Genomic DNA, 22292 nt, shown 5'->3' with positions numbered 1-22292 from the left:
GTTTAGACGTATTTACATCTACTGTACTCACTTTTTCAGTTTGAATCATTAACCTCCCTCCTTATTTTATTTTTTCTGTATGATAGCCTCGCTCACCATATGGAGAAAGCTCATTTAACCATTTCTCCTCTAGTTTCTTCAATTCACGCTTTGCATCAAAGTATGGTTCTTCTTTTACTTTTAGCGTTTCTAATTCTTCTATCATAAATTGATCTTTTCCAAATTCATTCCACTCTTTTTGGAGTTGTTTATTTGTAGAAGAACCCGCCACTAATTCGAATTTCTTCCCATTTAAAGTTTTAAAGTTCATTGTACTTCCAATAAAAACTTTACCATTCACCAAATTCTTAATTTGATAAACTCCAGCTTGAATCTTTGTTTCTTTATACTGCATCTTTAATTCTTTTTTACGATTCATTTTTATTAACCTCACTTTTATTATTCTTTTAGCCAATATTGACTACCATCAGGTTTACGATCAATAAAACCGTACTCAATTAAATATCTTCTTAAGATCACATAATCATCGTAGATAGTTGTTAGCACTTCATTAATCTCTTTTTCATGATAGATTTTATTTGGATCAAATCGTTTCACAATCTCTCTTAGAACTACTAGCTTTTGTTTTTCCTTCAGTGGGAATTTTTTTAATGGTCCATTCATTCCTTCAGGAAAATATTTCTTCAAACTTTTTTCTCTTTCATCTTCAGTAATGTTATATCTTTCATCCACCATTTTTGCAGACTTATGCAGTGGTAAAAAACTTGGAGCATGCTGATCTTTTTCTTTTAAAAGCTCCATCAATACTAGAAACAACTTAGCTTGACGTTCCTTTTCTTTTAAAACGAAACGGTGATTCCGAATTGTAGAAGCACTACCGATTCCTGTTTCCTTCTGAATATCTGCGTCACTTTTTCCTAAATAAAAAAGACGTAGAAGATGATTCTGATGCTCCGTTAATCCAGTTAGCTTCTTATCAAGCTGAATTAAATAATCAAAAACTGATTCGTGAATACTTTCAATATGAAGTTTCATATACTTTTCAGCTTCATAGAAGATACCATCTTCTTGATAAATAATTCCCTTTTCAATTTTTTTACTGCATAACAAACAAACATAATGTTCATTTTCGTCTATATAACCTTTTTTAAGTTCTTCCAAATTAGCATTCCAAAAAACTTCTGCGTACTCCATAAAACCAAACACAACCTTTATTTGTTTATTTATTTACAAACATAATATGATAATGTTTATAAAATGTCAATTATCCATCAGATTTTTATTACAAAAGAGAAACAAATACAAAAAATAGCAACAAACAATCTGACTCACAATTTCATAAAAATTATCAGTATAGTACTTTTCAAAAAAGCAAATAACGACGTAATCCTTTATAATATAACTAATTATTAAAAGGAGATTAAAAATGAATTTACCATTATCGAACACAAAAGAAAGAATCATATCAATAGATATCATTCGTGGTTTTGCCTTAATTGGCATTTTTTTCGTCAATATACCTTCAATGTTCATGCCTGATTTTTACTATCATTTTGAATATGTTGGTATAGATCGTTTTATTAGATTAATATATGACATGTTTATTCAAACAAAGTTTTATACAATCTTTGCATTCTTATTTGGAGTAAGTGGATTTTATTTTATGAAGAGTATTGAAAAAAAGGGGTTATCGCCATACAAGTTTTTTAGTAGACGATTAGCTTGGATGCTTATTTTCGGAGTGATTCATATATTATTTTTATGGGCGGGAGATATTTTACATACATATGCGTTGCTCGGCTTTGTTTTACTATTATTCTATAAAAGTAGCGTAAAAAAGATGTTGATTTGGGCAGGTTGTTTGTTTTTAATATACTTTTCCCTAGAATCGTTAGTTCATTTTGCGTCAGACAATTCTACTAACGAATCATCTAGTAATCTATTTACTGCTTTTAAAAATGAAAATGGTGAAGTAAATTATTATTATCATTTTATCGAGCAAATGAAAGAAAGATGGAATTTCTTCTTAACATCCATTCCTTATGAGATAAGTGTATTTCCTTTTGAATTTATTCCTATTTTTTTAGTAGGTATGGCAAGTGCAAAAGCTGGCTTATTTACCAACACATCTACTTATTTAAAAGGAATTAAGACAGTTCAATATTTAGTGTTAATTGCATCTGTACCTTTTTTTGTTTTAATGGTTCAAGAGTATGTTCATCACCAAATTACTTCAAGCTATTACGTATTCATAACTGGTAAGCTTTTAGCAACTTTCTATGTTTGTACCATATTAAGATTACAACAAATACCATTATGGGAAAAAAGACTTTCCTTCCTTGCACCGCTTGGTAAAATGGCATTTACAAACTATTTAACTCATTCTATTATTACATTGGCAATTGTTTCATTTTTCATTAAAGATACATTTTCCATTTCACTTTGGATGCAGCCCTTATATGCAATTATCATCATCATCTTACAAATACAGTTTTCTAAATATATCTTATCCAAGTGGAAATATGGACCACTTGAATATATTTGGAGACTGCTTACATATGGAAGAAATAAATCCACTAGTACTACCTTTACAAGAGAGATGTAGTTATAAAAAAAAGCATCCTAATGAATAGGATGCTTTTTAACTGTTATTTTAATTTTTTTACACTCTAAAGCATCCTAATTTAATGGAATGCTTTTTCATTTCTATTTTTTAATAACAGTTCTTCCAATTGTTCAACAGGCAAAGGTCTGCTATAAAAATAACCTTGTCCTACATTACATGCATACTGCTTTAAGAATATAACCTGCTCCTCTTTTTCAATTCCTTCTGCAATAACGTTAAAGTTCAAATTATGTCCCATATCTATTATTGTTTTTACCATTTCACCTTTATTTGAATGATTGATAATGTCATCTACAAATGACTTATCAATTTTTAAGCTATCAATTGGTAAATGCTTTAAATAACTTAGAGATGAATAGCCAGTACCAAAATCATCTATAGAAATCTGAACACCTATTTCCTTTAACTGATTTAAAACAATTGTAGATCTTTCAATATCCTGCATTATACTCTCTGTGATTTCTAGCTCAAGATAACGAGGATTTAGGCCAACTTCTTCTAATATTTGTAATACTGATTCTACAAAATTATCCTCTTGAATTTGACGCACTGAAATATTCACTGCAATTGGGATTGGATCAAATCCTAGTTCTTGCCATCTTTTATTTTGTGTACAAGCTTCTTTTAAAATCCATTTCCCCATTGGAACAATGAGTCCAGTTTCTTCTGCAAGTGGAATAAAATCAGCTGGAGAAATAATACCATTTTCAGGATGATGCCAACGTATAAGGGCTTCTACACCAATAATTTTATTTGTTTCCAAATCAATTTGTGGTTGGTAGTTAAGCGTTAGTTCGTTTTTCTCCATTGATTTTCGCAACCATTTTTCAAGGTCTAATTTACGAGATGTTAGCTCAGCTAGTTTAGAAGAATAGAATTGATAATTGTTTTTTCCACGCTCTTTTGCTAAATACATTGCCGTATCAGCATTTTTAATCAATGTCTCTTCATCTTCACCGTCAGCTGGGTACATACTAATTCCAATACTTGGTGTGACGAAAAATTCAAGATTCTCGATTTCTATCGGACTACCAAATTCACTTAAAATACTTTGTGCAACTTCAATTACCTGTTCTTGATCAATTTCTTCAAGTAAGATGATGAATTCATCACCACCTTGTCTAGAAACCATGCCTTTACTATTAAAAGCAGACTCTAATCTGTTTGCTACTATTTGTAGTAAATGATCTCCAACTGAATGACCCTTTGTGTCATTGATAATTTTAAATCGATCTAAATCTAAGAACAATATAGCAAGTTTTTGACACTTTGTTTGATGTAAAACTTCATTTAAATACTTTCTAAACATATTTCTATTAGGTAGACCAGTAAGTCCATCGTAATATGCCATATGTTGAATTGTTTGTTCGGCTTTTTTACGATCAGAAATATCTCTACCAACGATTTGTGTCGCAGCTCGTCCTTCATAGAATATCGGCATTGTTGTCATTTCAACTTCAATGCTCTCACCATCAAGGCGTAGTGCTTGAAATTCAAATCTCATTTTTTCTATTTGCTCATCTATTACAAGTTCGTTTTCTTTAATTTGTCTTAAAATATTAGGATGTATTAGTTTTGATGGAGGTTTCCCAATTAATTCTTTATGACTTGACGCACCATAAAGTCTATATCCGGCTTCATTAATATAATCAATTCGACCTCTACTATATACTGCAATTATGTCTGGTGACATTTCAACTAACGTTCGGTATTGGTCTTCACTTTCTTTACGGTTTGTAATGTCAAAAAGAACACTACTAAAATCTACTAATTTCCCTTTTTCGTCGACTGTTGGAATTCCTCGATCCTGTAGCCATCGTACTTCTCCATCACTACGAATAATTCGATAAATACTTGTAACTGCTTTTCCCTGTGAAAGCATTTTTTCACGTTCATCAAGTACATATAAATCTTCTGGATGGATAACTTTCTTCCATAATGATGAGTCTTCGTAGAATTTTTCTAAAGAATAACCATAAAGGTTTTCAATACCTGGTGTAATTAATAATGTATTTGTTTTCAAATCATGAGACCAAATCGCCACATCAAGTGTATCGAAAATGTGATCTAATCTTTGTCGATCCTTAAGGTAATCCGTTGAACCTTTGTCTTTCATTTTTAAAAATAAAACAACTAGGAGTAAAATGACTAAGATGAAGGCTGTATCTATCACAGCATGGGTTAAACTATCATGTAGAAGTAAAGTAGAAGCAAGTATTTCTAAGATGATTAAACTTCCTATTATGGAAACTAACTTAATGTTATATTTATCCTCTTTTATATTCATTTAATTCTCCTATATTATAGGTAGTCTCCTGAAAACATCCAATTTTACGACACTTTTCTTAAACATATCAAAAAAAGATGCTTATCACAACAAGATTATGCGGTATAAAACATAAAGTTTTATAAACTGACACTTACCTTTGTAAGTACTTACAATATTTTCTATTTATTTAGAATCCAATTACTCATTAATAGCAACTCATCATTAACATTTATAGTCCATTCTATTCTATTACCATTCGACACTCTCCGTACAATTGAACTATTTTCTTTTCATTTCATTGACAATTTGTTACATAACTTTACAATTAAATTAATTAATAATAGAATTTTCGACATTTTTGTAATATTAGTAAAAACTTTCTAATAAAGGCATTATTTACAATATATTTTTTACTGTTTATACTCAATCTTCATTTTAAGTCATAGGAGCGAAAAACATGACCAAAGATTCAAAAAACAAGTCAATTGATTGGTTAAAAGGAGTTCTTTCTAAACAAAATCAGTACGAAGCATCTATTAATGTACAGCATATCTCGTCCGAAGGTGCAGATGATCATTTAATAGAAGAAGCTGTAGCAATAGAGTCAAATACTCAAAAGCAACCTTTTTCAAAGGATAATCAAGATAAAGTCTCACTAGACTTAATTATTTCATTAGAAAATATGCTAAATGACCGTCAACTTACAATTTTTAAAAATAAAGATTTAGAGGATCAGTTATATACTGCTAATGAAATGATTAGCCGATTAAAACATGATCAAATGAAGAAAGATCAAATTATCCAAGAAAAAAACAAAGAAATTAGTGTAGTTGAAGGTAAGCTTACAAAGAAACAAATGAGCTATGATCAATTGATTGAAGATTATAAGGAATATCAAAATAATTCCAATAATGAATTTGAAAAAATGACAAATCAATTAGAAAAAGAAGTTCAAAAGTACAATAAATTAAATGATATCTCGACTAAAACACAATATCAAAACATGATTAAAATTAAAGACCTCGAAGAAAAAATTAGAGATTTAGAAATAGAAAATCAAAAATATGTTGAACAGTATCATAAAATACTTGATGAAAAGAACGAGTTAATGAAGACCATTAACGATTTTACTGAGCGCATGTCTTTTTCTTTCTCAACAAAACCTGCTACGTCAGTAACTGTTCCAGAATAAAAGATTACAAGAGTTAGGAGGCAATCATGTCAATTTACCAAGGAAAACTAATTGAGCTTTTATCAATCAAACGAACAATTGATAAATCATTTTTACATATTAGATTAGTATTTAATGAAGAAGTTGAACTACTTTGGGAAATTGACAATGATACTGCTAATCTATTAGACTCCATTATTGGAGAAAATTATAAATATAGACTCTCTCTTCATAGTTCATTTGATCAGAATACAAGACTGTTCAGTAGCTATATGACTCGTACTTATATGGATAAGAGTGAAAAAATCAATTTTATCTGTTCCGAGGAATATCATAATAAACTACATGAGATCAAAAACATTGTTGATTTAGAATCTATATTGGAGTTACCTTACATGTCTTCAAATCAAACAAAAAAAGTGGAAGAGACTAGCCCACGTAACCACTATGCAATGGTCGGTTGGATTGCAGTTGCTATGCTTAGTCTCATTTCTACTATCCTCATAGGGTATATTAGTCATTCTTGTATTAATAAAACATTATTTTGTGAACAGACACCTGTTAAGGCTGAAAGTGTTGTTAAAGCCGATGAACTAAAAATAAAAGAAGAAGAAATACAAAAAATTAATAAACCGAAAAAACCTGTTATTGCGAAACCTACTATTCCAAGTATTACATTAAATAATGTAGTAACATATAGTATTCCAAAAGGAAGTGTGGCTCTTACTTTTGATGATGGACCCTCTAAATATTCTTCTAAGATTATTAATCTATTAAAAAAGAATCAGGCTGGTGGAACGTTTTTCTATATTGGACAAAACGTTAAACAGTATCCGGATCAAGTTAAGTATGCACATTCAAATGGATTTTCAATTGGTAGTCATTCGATGAACCATCAGGATTTTACAACTCTAACTTATAAAAAACAAGAAAATGATATACTTCAATCAAGTAAGTTAATTAAGAATATTACACATCAAAATGTTACATTATTTAGACCTCCGTATGGAGCAAAAAACAAGTATACTACTGATATAATGCAAAAATATGATTATAAAATGGTTCTATGGAATAAGGATACTGAGGATTGGAAAAACCGTGATGCTAATTCAATTCTTAAATATGTAAAGAGTAATTCGGATTCCGGTTGTATCATTCTTTTGCATGAATCAGAGGCTTCTGTAGAGGCTTTGCCGAAGATTATTGAGCATTTACAGTCAAAGGATTTGAAGATTGTTAGTTTAAAATAATATGAGTAACCTTTTAAAGGAAACTAATTTGAATGTTAATTAGTTTCCTTTTTTTGTTTGATTTGAATAGAAGGATACACTTGCAACCTCTATCTCATCTATTTCTCTTAGGAAAGATGGAGTTCCTCGATTTCCACTTCAGGATGCTCGCTTTCCGTGGGGCGGGCGATGAGCCTCTTCGACGCATTCGCGTCTGTGGGGTCTCATCTGTCCCGCTACTCCCACAGGAGTCGAGCACCTTCCGTTTCAATCTAATTTCTTTTAAATGATTGCTTTCTGTTAAATAAAGTAGACCATAATTAAATAGACTCTAGTACCTTTCTTTTATTTAACTATCGACATTAAAACTTAACAGTACCTACATTTAACTCTGTATAAATATTTATTTCCGCTTCAGGATACTCGATTTTCGCGGAACTGCGGTGAGCATCCTCGACGCATTCGCGTCTGTGGGGTCTCACCTGTCCCGCTACTCCCACAGGAGTCGAGCACCTTCCGTTTCAATCTAATTTCTTTAAATGGTTGCTTTCTGCTAAATAAAGTAGACTATAACTAATTAGACTCTAGTACCTTTCTTTTATTTTACTATCGACATTAAAACTTAACAGTACCTAAAACTTTTAGCTCTGTAATAGATAAAATCTTTATTTCTGCTCCAAGGTATTCTCTTTCCATGGGGCGGGCGGTGAGCCTCCTCGACGCATTCGGGTCTGTGGGGTCTCACTTTTCCTGCTACTCCCAGTGGAGTCGGATACCTTTTGTTTCAATCTAATTTCTTTTAAATGGTTGCTGTCAGTTAAATAAAGTAGACTATAACTAAATAGACTCTAGTACCATTCTTTTATTTAACTATCGACATTAAAACTTAACAGTACCTACATTTAGCTCTGTAAAATAAAGAATCTTTATTTCCTCTCCAGGAAACTCCTTTTTCATGGAGCTGCAGTGATCCTCCTATACTCATTAGAGCAGGATTTAAATACTTTTCGAATCAACTCCCCTCATTAGTACTTTTTTATGTCATAAGAATTGAAACAACCTATTTTAACTACTTTTAACTATATATATCCAGTTTTGTATTGAATGAGCAGATTTTTCTCATACTGTATATATTAAAGTTATTCGTGGAGTGAGATTTGTTGGAGAGCCATCACAAGAGAGTCCATTTGTTTTTATTATTGATCGTTAGTGCTGTTTTCATATGGTCTGTTATTAGACCATCGGGATATTTTATTTGGGTATTAGAAGTACTGCCTGCTGTGGTGGGATGTATTGTAGTATTAGTGGTTTATCATAAGTTCAAGTTTACTAATCTTTCATATGTGATTATTGCAATTTTATCAATTTTGACGTTTATCGGTGGTCATTATACTTACGATGACGTTCCTTTATTTAATTGGATTAAAGATGCATTTGATTTAAGTCGGAATCATTATGATCGTTTTGGACATTTTTTTAAAGGGTTTATCGCCATTGTGATTAGAGAAATTTTAATACGAAAAACGTTATTAAAAAGAAATTGGATCGTTTGGTTAACTCTTTCTATCTCATTATCAATTTCAGCTTTATATGAAATAATTGAGTGGATTTATTCGGCTATTCGGTCTGGTAATAAGGAAGCGAAGCAATTTGTTGGAATGCAGGGAGATATTTGGGATGCACAGTGGGATATGAGTTTGACCTTAATTGGCTCCATTATTGCTTTATTAATTTTATCAAAATGGCATAATAAATATTTAACACCTTTTCGAGATTAAAAAAGAGCCGAATCCTTCTGTCTAATAGACACTGGATTCGGCTCTTGATTATTATTTAACTACTTTCTTTACTACAACACTTTGATTTTTCGCCGCATCAGTTAAAGAAATTAATAAAGTAACTCCACGTTTTTGTTTCGGAATTTTCACTTTGAATGTTCCTTGTGTTGTTACTTTACCAGTAGCAATTACTTTTGATCCAACTTTAACTGTTACTGTTGAACCTTTTTCCCCTTTGCCTGTGATCACTGTTGTACCATGAGTGATTGTTTGAGTAATAATAGGAGCTGCCGGTGGCGTTCCATCCTTTACAACAACATTAGTTGCTGCACTTGTGTTACCTAATCCGTCTTTAGCAGTTACGCTTAGAACAGTACCTGTACGTTGTGCACTAATTTTAACCGCAAAAGCACCTTTCGAATTAGCTCTACCTGTAGCAATTTCTTTATTTCCAACTTTAATCGTAATATAAGCATATTTCTCTGTTGTTCCAGTTACAACTGTTGATTTATTGTAGACTGGGTTCACAACTGGTTTAGCAGGTGCTGTTGTATCAGTTGCTTTTTTAACAACTACTGCATTAACTGAAGTTGTTGTTGCACCAGCAGTTGCTGTAATGACTAATGTCGTACCAGCCTTTTGAGGAGCAATTTTAATTGAGAATGCACCTTTTGCATCGGCAGTACCAGTACCTACAGTCTTGTCTCCTGCTTTTACAGTTACAGTTGCATTAGCAATTGTTTTACCAGAAATAGTTTTTGATAAATCACTTACTTGGTCTACTGTTAAGTTTGTATTGTAAGCATATAATCCCCAAGTTACGCCTAATTCAGATGCTTCACCTTTATAAGTGATGTGAGCAGAATCAGATAAAACATTTTTCGCATCTGTAGCAGATTTAAAAGTTACTTCCGGATTACCAGCGATTGGTGCGATCATCCAGTTTTTGTCTGCAGATGGGTTTACTACACCTTGTTTTTCGATATAGTTCATTAATACAGTACGGTTTTCTTCAATTGTATCGATTACTACTTTTGCTTTTCCACCTTTTAAGCCTGGGAAGTTTCCTCCACCACTTGCACGGTAGTTATTCGTAACGATAATAAATTTTTGATCTTCTTTAATTGGTTGACCATTAAATTCTAAATTTACAATTCGGCTTGCATTAGCATTTAATACATCACCGTTTGCTTTGTATTTCGCAGGTTTTGTTACATCTACTTGATACGTAACACCATCAATTACATCATAGTTATAACCAGGGAATGTGTTATCCACTAGTTCTTGTGCAGTGCTAGAAGCTGGATCAATTTGTTTAAATTGACCTGCACTCATTTCTAACCAATCTTTTACTTGTGCTCCAGTTAATTCTACTGCTTTCAATGTATTCGGGAATAAGTATAAATCATTCGCAGATTTAATTGAAAGTTCACCAGTTTGGATACTTGTATAGTCATTTGCTCCGCCACGGCCTGATTTAAACGGTGCCGCTGCAGATAATACTGGTACATCTTTATATTCAGGTAAGTTTTTAGCAATAAAGTCTTTTGCAAACCAAGTTTGTGCATTGTTTACAATTTGAATCGTAGGATCATCTTGTACACGTGCAAAGTAGCTGTACATTGGTGCGCTAGTCATACCGATTTTCCCACGAACGTAAGCTAAAGTTCCTTCGTGGTATTCTTTAACAGCGTTTACAATTGCAGGATCTTCGTCAGCTAAGCTTTTCTTATTTGTTGCATCATATACTGGACGTAATTGTGAACCCTTTGCTTCAACTTTTGTGTATTTACCATTTTCATCTGGCGTTAAAGTTAGTTTCATAACACCTAAATTGTTACCCCAGAAACCAGCTTCTACAGCAGGTACTCCGTTAATTGTTCCAATTGTGTTATCGATTCCTTCTTTACCATTAAACTCCGCAGCACCTGGGAAGTTCGTGTGTTTATGACCAAAAAGAATTGCATTAATTCCTTCAACCTTACTTAGGTCGTATACAGCATTTTCTGCATTTTCTAGACCAGCAGTTGCTACGTCACAACCTGAGTGAACAAGTGCTACAACGATATCAGCACCAGCAGCTTTTACTTTTGGAATAAATTCTTGTGCAGTTTTTACCATATCTTTTGCTGTTACTTTTCCAGTTAAATTGTCTTTGTCCCAATCCATAATTTGTGGAGGAGCAAATCCAATTACACCAACTTTTACTTTTTGTGCATTTCCATTTGCATCTTTAAATGTTTTATCTAAGATTACATAAGGTGTAAATTCATTTTCACCAGTTTTAGCATTATAAATATTTGCATTTATATATGGGAATTCTGCTTTACCAGTTACTTTTTTAGCATAATCTAAACCATAGTTAAACTCATGATTACCAAATGTAGCTACATCATATTTTTGTATATTCATAGCTTTGATCATCGGGTGCACTTCTGTGTCAGACAAACCTTTTACTTTCGCTACATAATCTGCCATTGGATTACCTTGAATTGTATCTCCAGCATCAAATAGAAGACTATTTTCACTTTCTTGTCTAGCCTTGTTAATTAACGTAGCTGTTTTTGTATAACCATAATCTAATACTGGTGTATCTTTGTAGTAATCGTAAGCCATGATGTTATCATGTAAATCCGTTGTTTCTAAAATCTGTAAATCAATTGCTGCAGGAGCTGATGTTTCTTCAGCTTTTACATTTGTAAACGGTGTCGCAATTGTAGCAAAAGTTAATGCTGTCGCAACGATCTTACTGAAAGAACTTGATAATGTTACACGTTTAGACATATTTACACTTTCTCCCTCTGATAACTATTTTGTGATATATTACTATTTTCCCAACGCTTTAAATTATAACTTGCATTGATTATAATAAACAATTAATATTTTTAAAAAATAGTTAAAATTCTATGAAGTTTTAATAGTAAGTATTGTAAACACTTACATTTACTGGTGAATATGCCCTAATAAATAATTCGACAATACATAAACACCCCAAAATATATTTATATTAGAATATTCAAAATAAAATAAAAATTATTTAAGTTTTCTAGTTTATTCTATTAATATGTAAATATTAGAGGTTACCTTGTTAGTGTATAAATAATTGAAGTGGACTTCGCCTCATCAATCACTTCACATTTGAAAAATTGATTTTTCTCTAAAAGTTGAATCGACTTTTCATTCTTTTCATTTACTATTCCTTCAATGCTTCGTAAATTTAAATCTTCAAAACCAAATTCTATTACAGTTTGTAATGCTTCTTGCATAATACCTTTTCCTTGAAAAATTGGTGAAAGCTCATACCCAATTTCTCCTTTTAATTGATCCGTTGAAAAATTCCATAGACAGATTGTCCCAATTAAATCATCGGAGTCTTTCAATGTGATAGCCCATAGAATCCATTTATTTTGTTCAATACCATCATTGATCATCTCAATATACTCTAGAGCATCATCAATTGAATTTGCTATTGGTCGATCGATAAATTCTGATACGTTTTTATCAGAACGTAGTGCAAAAATCGCTTTTTTATCATCATTATGCATTTGTCTTAAAATTAATCGATTGGTAGATAAATTAGGAAATGGTGAAAATTGAATGTCATTCATACTTGAACCTCCAAATAGTGCTTTTGCTGATGATTTTATCACTATTTCCATTATCAATTTCTTTTTTCTGTATCACAAGGTCAATTTAAAAAGCATTACAATAAATTGTAATGCTACATTGAAATCCTAGTATCCAACATCTATAGTTGTAAGCCTGAATATGAAATGGTAATGAAATTTACTTTTTATTAAATAATGATTTCATCATTGGTGGCGTAACAATTGTCGTAACAAGGATGACAATCACAATAACAGCAAATAAATCTTGATTTAATAAGTCATTTTCAATTCCAATTGCTGCGATAATTAATGCTACTTCACCTCTTGAAACCATTGCTGAGCCAATTCCTAAAGAATTTCTCCAAGAAAAGCCTGTTATTTTTGCTCCTAGCGAAGATCCTATTAATTTAGATAAAATGGCAATTAAACTTAACACGATTATGAATCCTATATGATCCATAATTCCGGTAAACTGTACTGCAACCCCAATGGAAGTAAAAAATACAGGCACAAAAATAGAGTAGCTAATCGTTTCTACCTTTTCAAAAATTTCATGCTTAAATTCAGTAACACTTATCGCTACTCCTGCAATGTAAGATCCAATAATCGCTGCTACTCCTGTATATTCTGCTAAATACGCATAAATAAAACAAATGATTAGTGCTGAAGAAATAACTGTTTCAGTCACTCGCAAGCTTGAAAACTTCCTAAGAAAAAACGGTACAAATTTCCATCCTACAACAATCGCGCAAACAAAAAATATTACTTTCTTTAAAATGACCTTCGTTAAATTTACGTCTCCACCAGCTAAACTCATTAAAAACGCTAACGCCAAGATGACAAGTATATCATCAATAACTGCTGCCCCTAATATAGTCGCTCCTTCACGAGACTTTAATCGATCCATCTCTTTTAAAACTTGTACGGAAATACTAACGCTTGTTGCTGATAGTAGCAAACCTAAAAAACTTGCTTGAATAGGATTAAGATTCATATATATCCCTGTAAAATACCCTAAAGCAAACGGAATTAGAATTCCCCCGACTCCTACAGCTGCAGATGCTTTTCCTGTTCGTTTAAATTCCTCTATATCAGTTTCTAATCCAGCAATAAACATTAGCAAAATAACCCCGATATTACTAATTTCTTTTAGCACTTCTGTATCTTCTATAATACCTAATACAGTGGGACCTAAAACAATTCCTATTAAAAGCTTACCTAAAACTGAAGGCTGCTTTAATCGAACACTTAGATCCCCAGCTATTTTTGAAGCGATTAAAATAATGGCAAGTTGAAAAATAAGCATATAAATACCCACCCTTAAAAAATTAGGTTTAATCCCTAAATTTCGCTATTTCAGAAAAACTATTTACGTAAAGAATTGACACACTTAAATGTTACTGAGCATTCATCTACTACGTAATAGGATTTGGAAAAACTTCTAATAATATTCCATTTTTTTACGTTCAACTACTTACCACTTAGCTTTTTTCTGAAAAAAACTTTTTTATTATAACTTTTTAAATAAATACTCTGAACCTGTTTACGAATGAGTTTCACATCGTTATACTAGTTTAGGCCGCTCAATCCTGAGCATAAAAAATAATGAACAAAATTAAATTTTTTTATTTTTTTTCAAACTTTTTTCAATAGGTATACGTCTTTATTATGTAATACCTTCTGATACGTATCTAAAAAAAGGAGCTCTTTAAGCATGAAGGGGAATTCAAACTTAGAAAAGGAACTTGTAGATTTTATCATGAATAATAAAGATGACTTTTATCGATTAGCATATGGTTATGTCAAAAACTCAAATGATGCAATTGATATATTACAAGATTCTATACAAAAAGCCATTTCCTCAAAAAATAATTTAAAAAAGGAACAATCTTTAAAAAGTTGGTTTTATAGAATTGTCATTAATACTTCATTAGATTTTTTACGAAAACAAAAAAGACTTGTGGTAGTTGATGAAGAAACAATCCAGTCATATTCTTCAGGGATAAATGATCATTATACAAATATCGACTTAGAAAGATCACTAGAAGCACTACCACCAAAATATAAAAGTGTAATTATCCTTCGTTATTTCGAAGATTTAAAAATAGAAGAAGTTGCAGAAATACTAAAAGAAAGTCCAAATACAATTAAAACTCGATTATATAAAGCTTTAGAATTACTCCGAATTAAAATGAACTGAATTTCTTTTTAGGAGGTTAATTTGGGTGGATAAACAATTAGAAAAATTAAGATCAGACTATAAAAACGTACCATTACCTAATGATTTAGATGAGATTGTTAAAAATGCAATCCAACGTTCTAAGTCAAGACGACGTTTCCCGATCAAATCAGTTACCGGGCTTACTGCTGCAGCAGTATTCGTCCTTTCTTTAAATACAAGTCCAACATTTGCGAAGTCTTTATCAAATTTTCCAGTATTAAGAAATGTAGTTAAAGTACTGACTTTTACTGAATATACTGTTAACGAACCTACTTATAAAGTAAATATAAAAGTACCATCAGTTTCAAATTTAAAAAATAAAGATCTTGAGCAAAGTCTAAATCAGAAATATTTAAAAGAAAATCAAAAGCTGTATGAGAAATTTAAGAAAGAAATTTCATCACTAGAGAAAAACTCCACAGAGGCACATCTTGGGGTTGATAGTGGATATGAAGTAAAAACAGACAATGAAGACATTTTATCGATTGAAAGATATGTTGTAAATACAGCTGCCTCATCCTCAACTACCATGAAATTCGATACGATCGATAAGAAAAAAGAAATTTTATTATCATTACCTATTCTGTTTAAAGACAAATCATATATAGACATCATTAACAAAAATATCAAGGAACAAATGATTGACCAAATGAATAAAGATGAAGGTAAAATTTATTGGATACCTGAAGCAAATCTTGACTATTCAATTGATCCATTTGTAAGCATTAAAGAAAATCAAAATTTTTATATTAATAAAGATTACAAATTAGTTATTTCATTTGATAAATATGAAGTTGCTCCTGGGTATATGGGCGTCGTTGAATTCATTATCCCGACCAACATTCTTGCAAATATATTAGTTGGCAACCATTACATTAGATAGATGTTTTAACTTTTAGGAGCCTTTCTCATTTGAGATTTGGCTCTATTTTCGGCGATTTACAAATATAAATTAAGCCTATAAAAAAAGAGATGGCTTACATATTAATTTAAAAATGGGAAGGGGTTACTGGTAATGGTTAACACAATGATTACAGGAAAAAAAATTAAAACTACGCAACTTAATCGATCAATCATTTACGAAGTATTAATTCACAGAGGTTACAATCATGTCTAATTCAGCAAAAAAACAATTTCGCTATATGCCCGGTTTGGATGGTCTTAGAGCGCTAGCTGTACTCTCTGTCATTGCATATCATTTAAATTTACCTGGTACCTCAGGAGGGTTCCTTGGTGTAACTGTTTTTTTTGTCCTTTCTGGCTATTTAATTACTGATTTATTAATAGCAGAATGGAGTATCACTAAGAAAATAGACTTGAAAAATTTCTGGATTCGTCGAGCAAAGAGGCTGTTACCTGGTATGTTTACATTAATCCTTGTAGTCATTGCAACAGTTTCCATATTTCAGCCATCCCTCATTTCAAGCTTAAAACAAGATTCCATTGCGGCAGTATTTTATTACAGTAATTGGTGGTATATTTTTCATGATTTATCATACTTTGAATCATTTGGTCCACCATCTTTACTCAATCATTTTTGGTCCCTAGCTGTCGAAGAACAGTTCTATATTCTATGGCCGATTATTATTTTAATAGGATTACGTTTTATGAAGCGTAAGAGTTTACTATTCTTAGTAACAATCACTGGAGCGATCATTTCCGCACTGTTAATGGCATTACTATTTGTACCTGGAAGTGATCCAAGCAGAGTGTATTACGGAACGGACACAAGAGCATTTTCTCTTTTAATTGGAGCAGCCTTGGCTATGATGTGGCCAAGTCGAAAGCTAACAAATAAAATCTCAGCATCTGGTCGAATAACATTAGATATCATGGGATTTTTTGGATTAATTATTTTTATATGTATGGTATGTAAGACAAATCAATACGACAGTTTCCTCTATCAGGGTGGAATGTTTTTACTATCAATCTCTACCGCTATGCTAATAGCCTCACTTGCTCATCCAGCAAGTATAATTGGTCGAGCGCTAGCAATGAGACCTTTAAAATGGGTTGGTTTACGTTCTTACGGAATTTATTTATGGCATTTCCCTGTCATTATCTTATTTACACCCAAAATTGATACAGGTGAAATCTCTTTTATAAGAGTTTCATTTCAAGTTATATTAATATTCGGTCTTGCTGCTTTATCTTACCGATTTATTGAAGACCCAATTCGAAAAGGGAAATTGGAATTAATTTGGGGAAAAGTACGTTCTGGCCAATTAAAAATGAAGGATATTTGCCTTAAACATCTTATTGTTATTAGCTCCTTTATTCTTTTAATTGCAATATCTAGTTTTGGAATATCATCACTTCCTGGTGCAAATGGAGCAAAGGCAAGTTCTGAAATCGAAGCGATTCAAAATTTACCGAAGCAATCCTCACAAATTGTTGAAAAAGAGAAGATGAAACCTAAACCTCATAAAACTCCTATCGTTGATCGTGATGAACATACATCAAAGCCAAATCAACATAGTCAAATCGGTCATTCTACAAATAAACCGGTAACAAATAATAATAAAACAACGAAAAAGAAACAATCGATTACGATCATTGGAGATTCTGTTGTCATCAATGCAATACCTTATCTGCAAAAGTCTTATCCAACGCTTAAAGCAGATGCAAAAATAGGTCGACAGTTTGCTGATGCGCCTAAGATTATCCAACAATTACAGAAAACGAACAGCTTAGGTGAAGTAGTCATCATTGAATTAGGAACCAATGGTGCTTTTACAAAGAAACAGATGATTTCAGTAATTAAATCCTTAGGTGACAAAAAAATACTATTTGTAAATACTCGAGTACCTAGACAATGGGAGTCAATTGTTAATAAGAATTTTAAAGAAGTCTCAAGTAACTTTTCAAAGAATACAAAGGTTGTAGATTGGTATAAAGCAAGTGCAAATCATAATTCTTATTTCGAATCAGACGGTGTACACTTAAAACCTGAAGGCGCAAAGGTTTATGCGTCATTGATAAAAAATGCAATCGAATCATTTAAATAACAAAAAAGGGTGCCTTTGTAGTTGAAAGGCACCACAGACTGTTGACAAACGCTCGCTTTCTTCGTTGCTTCGCCTGCTTGCGGTGCTCATTACCGTCAAAGGTAACTCCGCTCCTCATCCGGCTTTGCGCCTCGAAAGACAAGCGTTTTCAATCAGTCTGATATCTTAGTTTTTATACTTTGTCTACAAAAAGGGTGCCTTTCTAGTTGAAAGGCACCCTTTTACTTAATTAAACATTTTCTTCAATTCTTCTAAAGTTAATTTACCTGTTTTTTCCACTGGTTTAATTGATGTTGGGAAATATGGATTGATCGACATGAAATTCTTTTCTACATAGTTGAAGTCTACAATATCCACTACTCCATCTTTATTAAGGTCTTCTTTTAGGTTAACTCCTGTTTCACCTGCACTATTTGCAACTAACTTTGCGTCATAAATATCAATTACATTATCTTTATTTACATCACCAGCAGCAGTAGTGTCCATGTACATGTCATAGTACATACCTTGTACTTTTCCATCAATTGTTTTACTTATTTTGATTTTTTTAGTGTATAGGAAATGACCAGGAATATCGACTACTAAAGTATAATCATCTGCAACTGCAGGAATATCAGTAATCGTCAACCAACCTCTATCAATAATTGAAGCATTATATTTCTTACCTTTTTTATCAACAACATAAACTTTTGTACCAATCTTTGAATAATCCATATCATAATTATCTAAGTTTACAGCTTCACCATGGTAATAGCCTTCTAACATAGAATGTTGAGAGATGAATTTAAATTTATCAGCATAGGTAGGTAATGTAAACTTTGTTCCATCATTTGTTTTATATGATGATTCTTGAGAATAGAATCCGCTTTCTACAAAATAATTATGGTCATCAATTACTTTTAAATTAATATCTAATAAATTAACATCACCATTAATTGAAACCGGTAATTTAGTCTTTTTATCCGAAATATCTACACCAAATGTTGAAATATTAGACCAAGTACTTGCTATAATTTCTGGCTTTGCAACATTAATCGTCCAATTATTTTTCTTAGCTAAATCTTCTAGTTGTTTTGACGGTTTAACATCCACAAATTTATAATAAGTTGGAATATCGGCTGTAATACTAGCACTTGTTAATTCTTTTGCATTATTAACCTTAAAAGTATTAACAAACTCTGAACCTAGACTTACGCCTTTTGAACTTGTATTAAATGTTGCATACTTATCACCTTTGTTAATAATCGTAAATTCTGGGAAAGTCGGATTTCCTGCCGTCGCGATGTCATAAGTATACATTCTTATACTCGTCGGATAATTTGCATATTCTTCTGGTAATACACCAAATTTAAAGTCTCCATTAGCTGTCGGGAAAAATTCTGCGGTTGGCCAAAATGAATCTTGGTAAGCATATACTTTATTTGCTTCTTGCGTAATGTCATGTCCTCTACTCTTTAAATAATCAATCGTATCATCATAAACATTACCATGAACCCAATATGCATGATAATCCTTACCATCCATTGGATTATTTTCAGTTGTTAAATCCTCATTCGTAATTTCATTAATTCCTGTTTTCTTATCAAATGTAACCTTAGGAGCCGTATTGTCGATTACCATATCATTATCGACTTTATACGTTTTCCCATCCACTCCTGTACCGATATAGGAGACAATATACTTACCTTCTTTAAGTAATTCATATTCACGAGATAAAGGATTGTTTGGATCACCTGTAAAATATTTTACTGAACCAGAGAAACCGAAAAAGATTAAGTATTCAGTATCTACACTTAAATCTTCCATATTAGTAAATGTTCCATAATATCCAATTGGTTTACCGTTTAAGTCGCTAACGATCACATCCATCGTTTTCATTTGACTATTCAATTTAAAAGTTACAGGTGTAAATGGTTCAATATATGGATGATAGTTACTTAAATCATTTGTTATAGCATGTTTATAAAATGTCACATTTTCGAAACCACTAGTTGAATAACGTACATGGAAAGGAATTTGGTATTCCGCCGTTTTCGATTCATTTTCAATATGAATATATCCTTGATAAATACCAAACTCAGCATTATTTGGAATCATTAAATTAGCATCAATATTAATGCTATCATTTCCATTTACTTCAATCGTAGATGGTAATTCTAATGTAACACCACTTTTACTAGCATCTTTTGATACTCCATCAATTGTTAAAAATTCTACTCTTGAATGATATGTTTCTTTTTCACCACTTAAATTTTTAATACTAATCGATGTCGTTCTTTTTTGGTCTTCACTTGATTGTGCAATGCTTCCGTATGGTAGAGAACCAGAAATATCAGCGATTTCCTTTTTAAAACCATCTTGATCTAGTGTGATCGTTTTGTTTTGCACTTCAACTAATGTAGTATTATGAACTGCTTCATAAGCATCTACGCGTCCTGCCCCAACTTCATTTACATTGTAAATTCTTCCTTTTAATGGGTCAGCCGTATTCATAAGAGCCGCTTTTACATCAGCTACCGTATAACCTGGATGAGATTGTAATAATAATGCAGCTACTCCTGCTACATGTGGTGTAGCCATTGAAGTACCACTTAAACTAGCATATCCACTTGAATAGTCAGTTCCTTCTTCAGGGCTATTAATAAATTCAGGTACAGTTGATAATGTAGATACACCAGGTGCCACTACATCTGGCTTAATATCAAAATTGTTACTCACTGGCCCACGAGAACTAAAATCAGCTAACACATCGCCAGTACTCATATTGGATTGGAAGTCTGATAGTTTAATAGTTTCCGTTGGATTCATTTTTAAACGATCTAGGAGTTTCCCTCCATCTTCCTGTAACATTTTAAATGTAGGAACATAACCATAGTTTTCACCTAAGAAATATGGAATGTCTCCCTCAACATTGTTGTAAATTAATACAGCTACTGCTCCTTTTTCATGAGCTCGTCTAATTTTTTCATCAAACGATATATCACCACGAGCAATTAAGGCAACTTTTCCAGTTACATCTTTATTTGTATAATCCTCTTCAGTTCCAATTCCAACTTCTACAACTTCATAATCCTTATCAATTATATTTAAATAATCTTTACCAAGACCATGTCCCATTAACGTATTTGGTACAGAAATATCTCCTAAACTAGTAGTTACCGTAGGGATATCAGTCGGCACATCACTTGCACCAACAGTTATTGCTAGTGGAGAAGAACCTGGTGACCCTAGCGTACCAGGATTTGGACCGGCGTTTCCACCAGCAACTACTGGTACTACACCCTGTAATGCTGCATTATTTATTGCTATAGAAGTAGCACTTAAGGAATGATTACTATTATTACCTAAAGATAGATTAATAACATCCATACCATCTTCAACAGCTCTCTCAATACCTGCAATTACCCCTGAATCAGAACCTGACCCATAAGGTCCTAATACGCGATATGCATATAAATCTACGTTTGGAGCAACACCTGTCATTGCATACTCCACATCATTTTTAGGGTTGGATGCAATTGTACCTGCAACATGTGTTCCATGTTCAGTTACAAACGAAGTTCCATCTATAGATTCGGGCATTCCTGATGCTTTTTGATCTGCGGGAGTTGATTCCATTGGATCAGCATCGTCATCAACAAAATCATATCCACCCTTATATACATCTTTTAAATCGGGATGATTATAGTCAATTCCAGTATCAAGAACACCTACTTTTATACCTTGTCCTTTTAGATCTTCACTGTGTAATCGATCTACTCCTATATGTGGAAGCGCTGGTGGTATTGTTTTTCCAGCTGATTTATCTAGTGTAGATAATTCGTTTTTAGGCAAACGAACTTCATTATCCTTCCAAATTCGTTTAACAACACCTGTTTGAAGAAGGGTATTGATTTCATTTGTTGGAATCGTCATTGCCATTCCATTAAATACATTCTCAAATGTTTGTTTAATATTAAATTGAGAAGCTTGTTGGTCGAATGTCTTGTTCGATTTTTGTTTTGATGCTTTCTCATTGAAAAGCTCTGTTAAACGTTGTTTAAAAAATTCTTGTTCCCCTCGAATCTTTTGTTTTTTATCTTTAGCTGAACTTTTCGATTTTGATTGAGTCTCTTCAATTGTTGAAGTTTTAAGTTCAACAATAACATTCGCAGTTTTATCCTTTAATGATAATAAACTTGGATCGATTATAAAGCCTTCTTGTGGAGTTAATCTCTTAATAGATTGTCTTTGCTCTTCTGTTAATTCTTTTAAGATTGATTCTGCGGAATTTGATATTGCATATGATTTTTGTTGAGGCATTACGTAAGACGCGAGAAAACTTGTAGCAAGTACACTTGTGACCATTACATTCAATACTTTTTTCCTTCTAGTAAACATCA

The 22292-nt window shown here is 32.1% G+C and carries 14 protein-coding genes; 7 read left to right on the top strand and 7 right to left on the bottom strand.

From position 1 onward, the window contains the following. Window positions 1-61: 61 nt before the first annotated feature. Entirely contained in the window at window positions 62-418 is a 357-nt protein-coding gene (locus tag CAB05_RS16740; RefSeq protein WP_088001920.1) for a GIY-YIG nuclease family protein, read from the bottom strand. Between the two features lie 20 nt (window positions 419-438). Further along, a complete protein-coding gene (locus CAB05_RS16735) occupies window positions 439-1194 on the bottom strand; it encodes a DUF2087 domain-containing protein (protein WP_088001918.1) in 756 nt (251 codons plus the stop codon). A gap of 232 nt (window positions 1195-1426) precedes the next feature. Between CAB05_RS16735 and CAB05_RS16730 the strand changes: the two genes are divergently transcribed. Then, window positions 1427-2605 (top strand): DUF418 domain-containing protein, encoded by a 1179-nt coding sequence (locus CAB05_RS16730; protein WP_088001917.1) that lies wholly within the window; start codon window positions 1427-1429, stop codon window positions 2603-2605. A 79-nt stretch (window positions 2606-2684) separates the two neighbouring features. On the opposite strand, the gene CAB05_RS16725 is transcribed toward CAB05_RS16730, so the two are convergent. Continuing rightward, window positions 2685-4913 carry a bifunctional diguanylate cyclase/phosphodiesterase gene (locus tag CAB05_RS16725; protein WP_088001916.1) on the bottom strand — a complete coding sequence of 743 codons (2229 nt, stop codon included), beginning with the start codon at window positions 4911-4913 and terminating at the stop codon, window positions 2685-2687. A 439-nt stretch (window positions 4914-5352) separates the two neighbouring features. Here CAB05_RS16725 and CAB05_RS16720 point away from each other — a divergent pair, with 439 nt between their 5' ends. The 3 genes from CAB05_RS16720 to CAB05_RS16710 all read left to right on the top strand — a co-directional run bounded on the left by CAB05_RS16720 (window position 5353) and on the right by CAB05_RS16710 (window position 9073). Next, window positions 5353-6087 (top strand): hypothetical protein, encoded by a 735-nt coding sequence (locus CAB05_RS16720; RefSeq protein ID WP_088001915.1) that lies wholly within the window; start codon window positions 5353-5355, stop codon window positions 6085-6087. 26 nt (window positions 6088-6113) lie between these two features. Beyond that, window positions 6114-7316, top strand: coding sequence for a polysaccharide deacetylase family protein (locus CAB05_RS16715; RefSeq protein ID WP_088001914.1), 1203 nt, complete (start codon window positions 6114-6116; stop codon window positions 7314-7316). A gap of 1136 nt (window positions 7317-8452) precedes the next feature. Continuing rightward, complete coding sequence (locus CAB05_RS16710; protein ID WP_088001913.1) at window positions 8453-9073, top strand: DUF2238 domain-containing protein; 621 nt, start codon at window positions 8453-8455, stop codon at window positions 9071-9073. Window positions 9074-9124: 51 nt separating this feature from the next. On the opposite strand, the gene CAB05_RS16705 is transcribed toward CAB05_RS16710, so the two are convergent. From CAB05_RS16705 to CAB05_RS16695, 3 genes are all read right to left on the bottom strand, one after another. After that, window positions 9125-11857, bottom strand: coding sequence for a bifunctional 2',3'-cyclic-nucleotide 2'-phosphodiesterase/3'-nucleotidase (locus tag CAB05_RS16705; RefSeq protein WP_088001912.1), 2733 nt, complete (start codon window positions 11855-11857; stop codon window positions 9125-9127). 296 nt (window positions 11858-12153) lie between these two features. Continuing rightward, window positions 12154-12681: a GNAT family N-acetyltransferase gene (locus tag CAB05_RS16700; protein WP_158093300.1), complete on the bottom strand. Its 528-nt coding sequence runs from the start codon at window positions 12679-12681 to the stop codon at window positions 12154-12156. A 178-nt stretch (window positions 12682-12859) separates the two neighbouring features. After that, window positions 12860-13987: a cation:proton antiporter gene (locus tag CAB05_RS16695; protein ID WP_088001910.1), complete on the bottom strand. Its 1128-nt coding sequence runs from the start codon at window positions 13985-13987 to the stop codon at window positions 12860-12862. Window positions 13988-14395: 408 nt separating this feature from the next. Between CAB05_RS16695 and sigV the strand changes: the two genes are divergently transcribed. The 3 genes from sigV to CAB05_RS16680 all read left to right on the top strand — a co-directional run bounded on the left by sigV (window position 14396) and on the right by CAB05_RS16680 (window position 17910). Then, window positions 14396-14881, top strand: coding sequence for an RNA polymerase sigma factor SigV (gene sigV / locus CAB05_RS16690; protein WP_088001909.1), 486 nt, complete (start codon window positions 14396-14398; stop codon window positions 14879-14881). 25 nt (window positions 14882-14906) lie between these two features. Beyond that, the gene (rsiV, locus tag CAB05_RS16685) at window positions 14907-15785 is read left to right on the top strand and encodes an anti-sigma-V factor RsiV (RefSeq protein WP_088001908.1); all 879 of its coding nucleotides are present in this window, start codon (window positions 14907-14909) and stop codon (window positions 15783-15785) included. Between the two features lie 226 nt (window positions 15786-16011). Further along, complete coding sequence (locus tag CAB05_RS16680; RefSeq protein WP_088001907.1) at window positions 16012-17910, top strand: acyltransferase family protein; 1899 nt, start codon at window positions 16012-16014, stop codon at window positions 17908-17910. Window positions 17911-18135: 225 nt separating this feature from the next. On the opposite strand, the gene CAB05_RS16675 is transcribed toward CAB05_RS16680, so the two are convergent. Next, window positions 18136-22290, bottom strand: coding sequence for a S8 family serine peptidase (locus CAB05_RS16675; RefSeq protein WP_088001905.1), 4155 nt, complete (start codon window positions 22288-22290; stop codon window positions 18136-18138). Window positions 22291-22292 lie beyond the last annotated feature (2 nt).

This window comes from Gottfriedia solisilvae (assembly GCF_002128405.1).
Lineage (GTDB): Bacteria > Bacillota > Bacilli > Bacillales > Bacillaceae_G > Gottfriedia > Gottfriedia solisilvae.
This window is presented reverse-complemented; position numbering and strand designations above follow the sequence as displayed.

Bases quoted from the DNA above. Each gene is read 5' to 3' on its own strand.
- CAB05_RS16740 (WP_088001920.1), bottom strand. From the start codon at position 418: ATGAATCGTAAAAAAGAATTAAAGATGCAGTATAAAGAAACAAAGATT.
- CAB05_RS16735 (WP_088001918.1), bottom strand. From the start codon at position 1,194: ATGGAGTACGCAGAAGTTTTTTGGAATGCTAATTTGGAAGAACTTAAA.
- CAB05_RS16730 (WP_088001917.1), top strand. From the start codon at position 1,427: ATGAATTTACCATTATCGAACACAAAAGAAAGAATCATATCAATAGAT.
- CAB05_RS16725 (WP_088001916.1), bottom strand. From the start codon at position 4,913: ATGAATATAAAAGAGGATAAATATAACATTAAGTTAGTTTCCATAATA.
- CAB05_RS16720 (WP_088001915.1), top strand. From the start codon at position 5,353: ATGACCAAAGATTCAAAAAACAAGTCAATTGATTGGTTAAAAGGAGTT.
- CAB05_RS16715 (WP_088001914.1), top strand. From the start codon at position 6,114: ATGTCAATTTACCAAGGAAAACTAATTGAGCTTTTATCAATCAAACGA.
- CAB05_RS16705 (WP_088001912.1), bottom strand. From the start codon at position 11,857: ATGTCTAAACGTGTAACATTATCAAGTTCTTTCAGTAAGATCGTTGCG.
- CAB05_RS16700 (WP_158093300.1), bottom strand. From the start codon at position 12,681: ATGAATGACATTCAATTTTCACCATTTCCTAATTTATCTACCAATCGA.
- CAB05_RS16695 (WP_088001910.1), bottom strand. From the start codon at position 13,987: ATGCTTATTTTTCAACTTGCCATTATTTTAATCGCTTCAAAAATAGCT.
- sigV (WP_088001909.1), top strand. From the start codon at position 14,396: ATGAAGGGGAATTCAAACTTAGAAAAGGAACTTGTAGATTTTATCATG.
- CAB05_RS16680 (WP_088001907.1), top strand. From the start codon at position 16,012: ATGTCTAATTCAGCAAAAAAACAATTTCGCTATATGCCCGGTTTGGAT.
- CAB05_RS16675 (WP_088001905.1), bottom strand. From the start codon at position 22,290: ATGTTTACTAGAAGGAAAAAAGTATTGAATGTAATGGTCACAAGTGTA.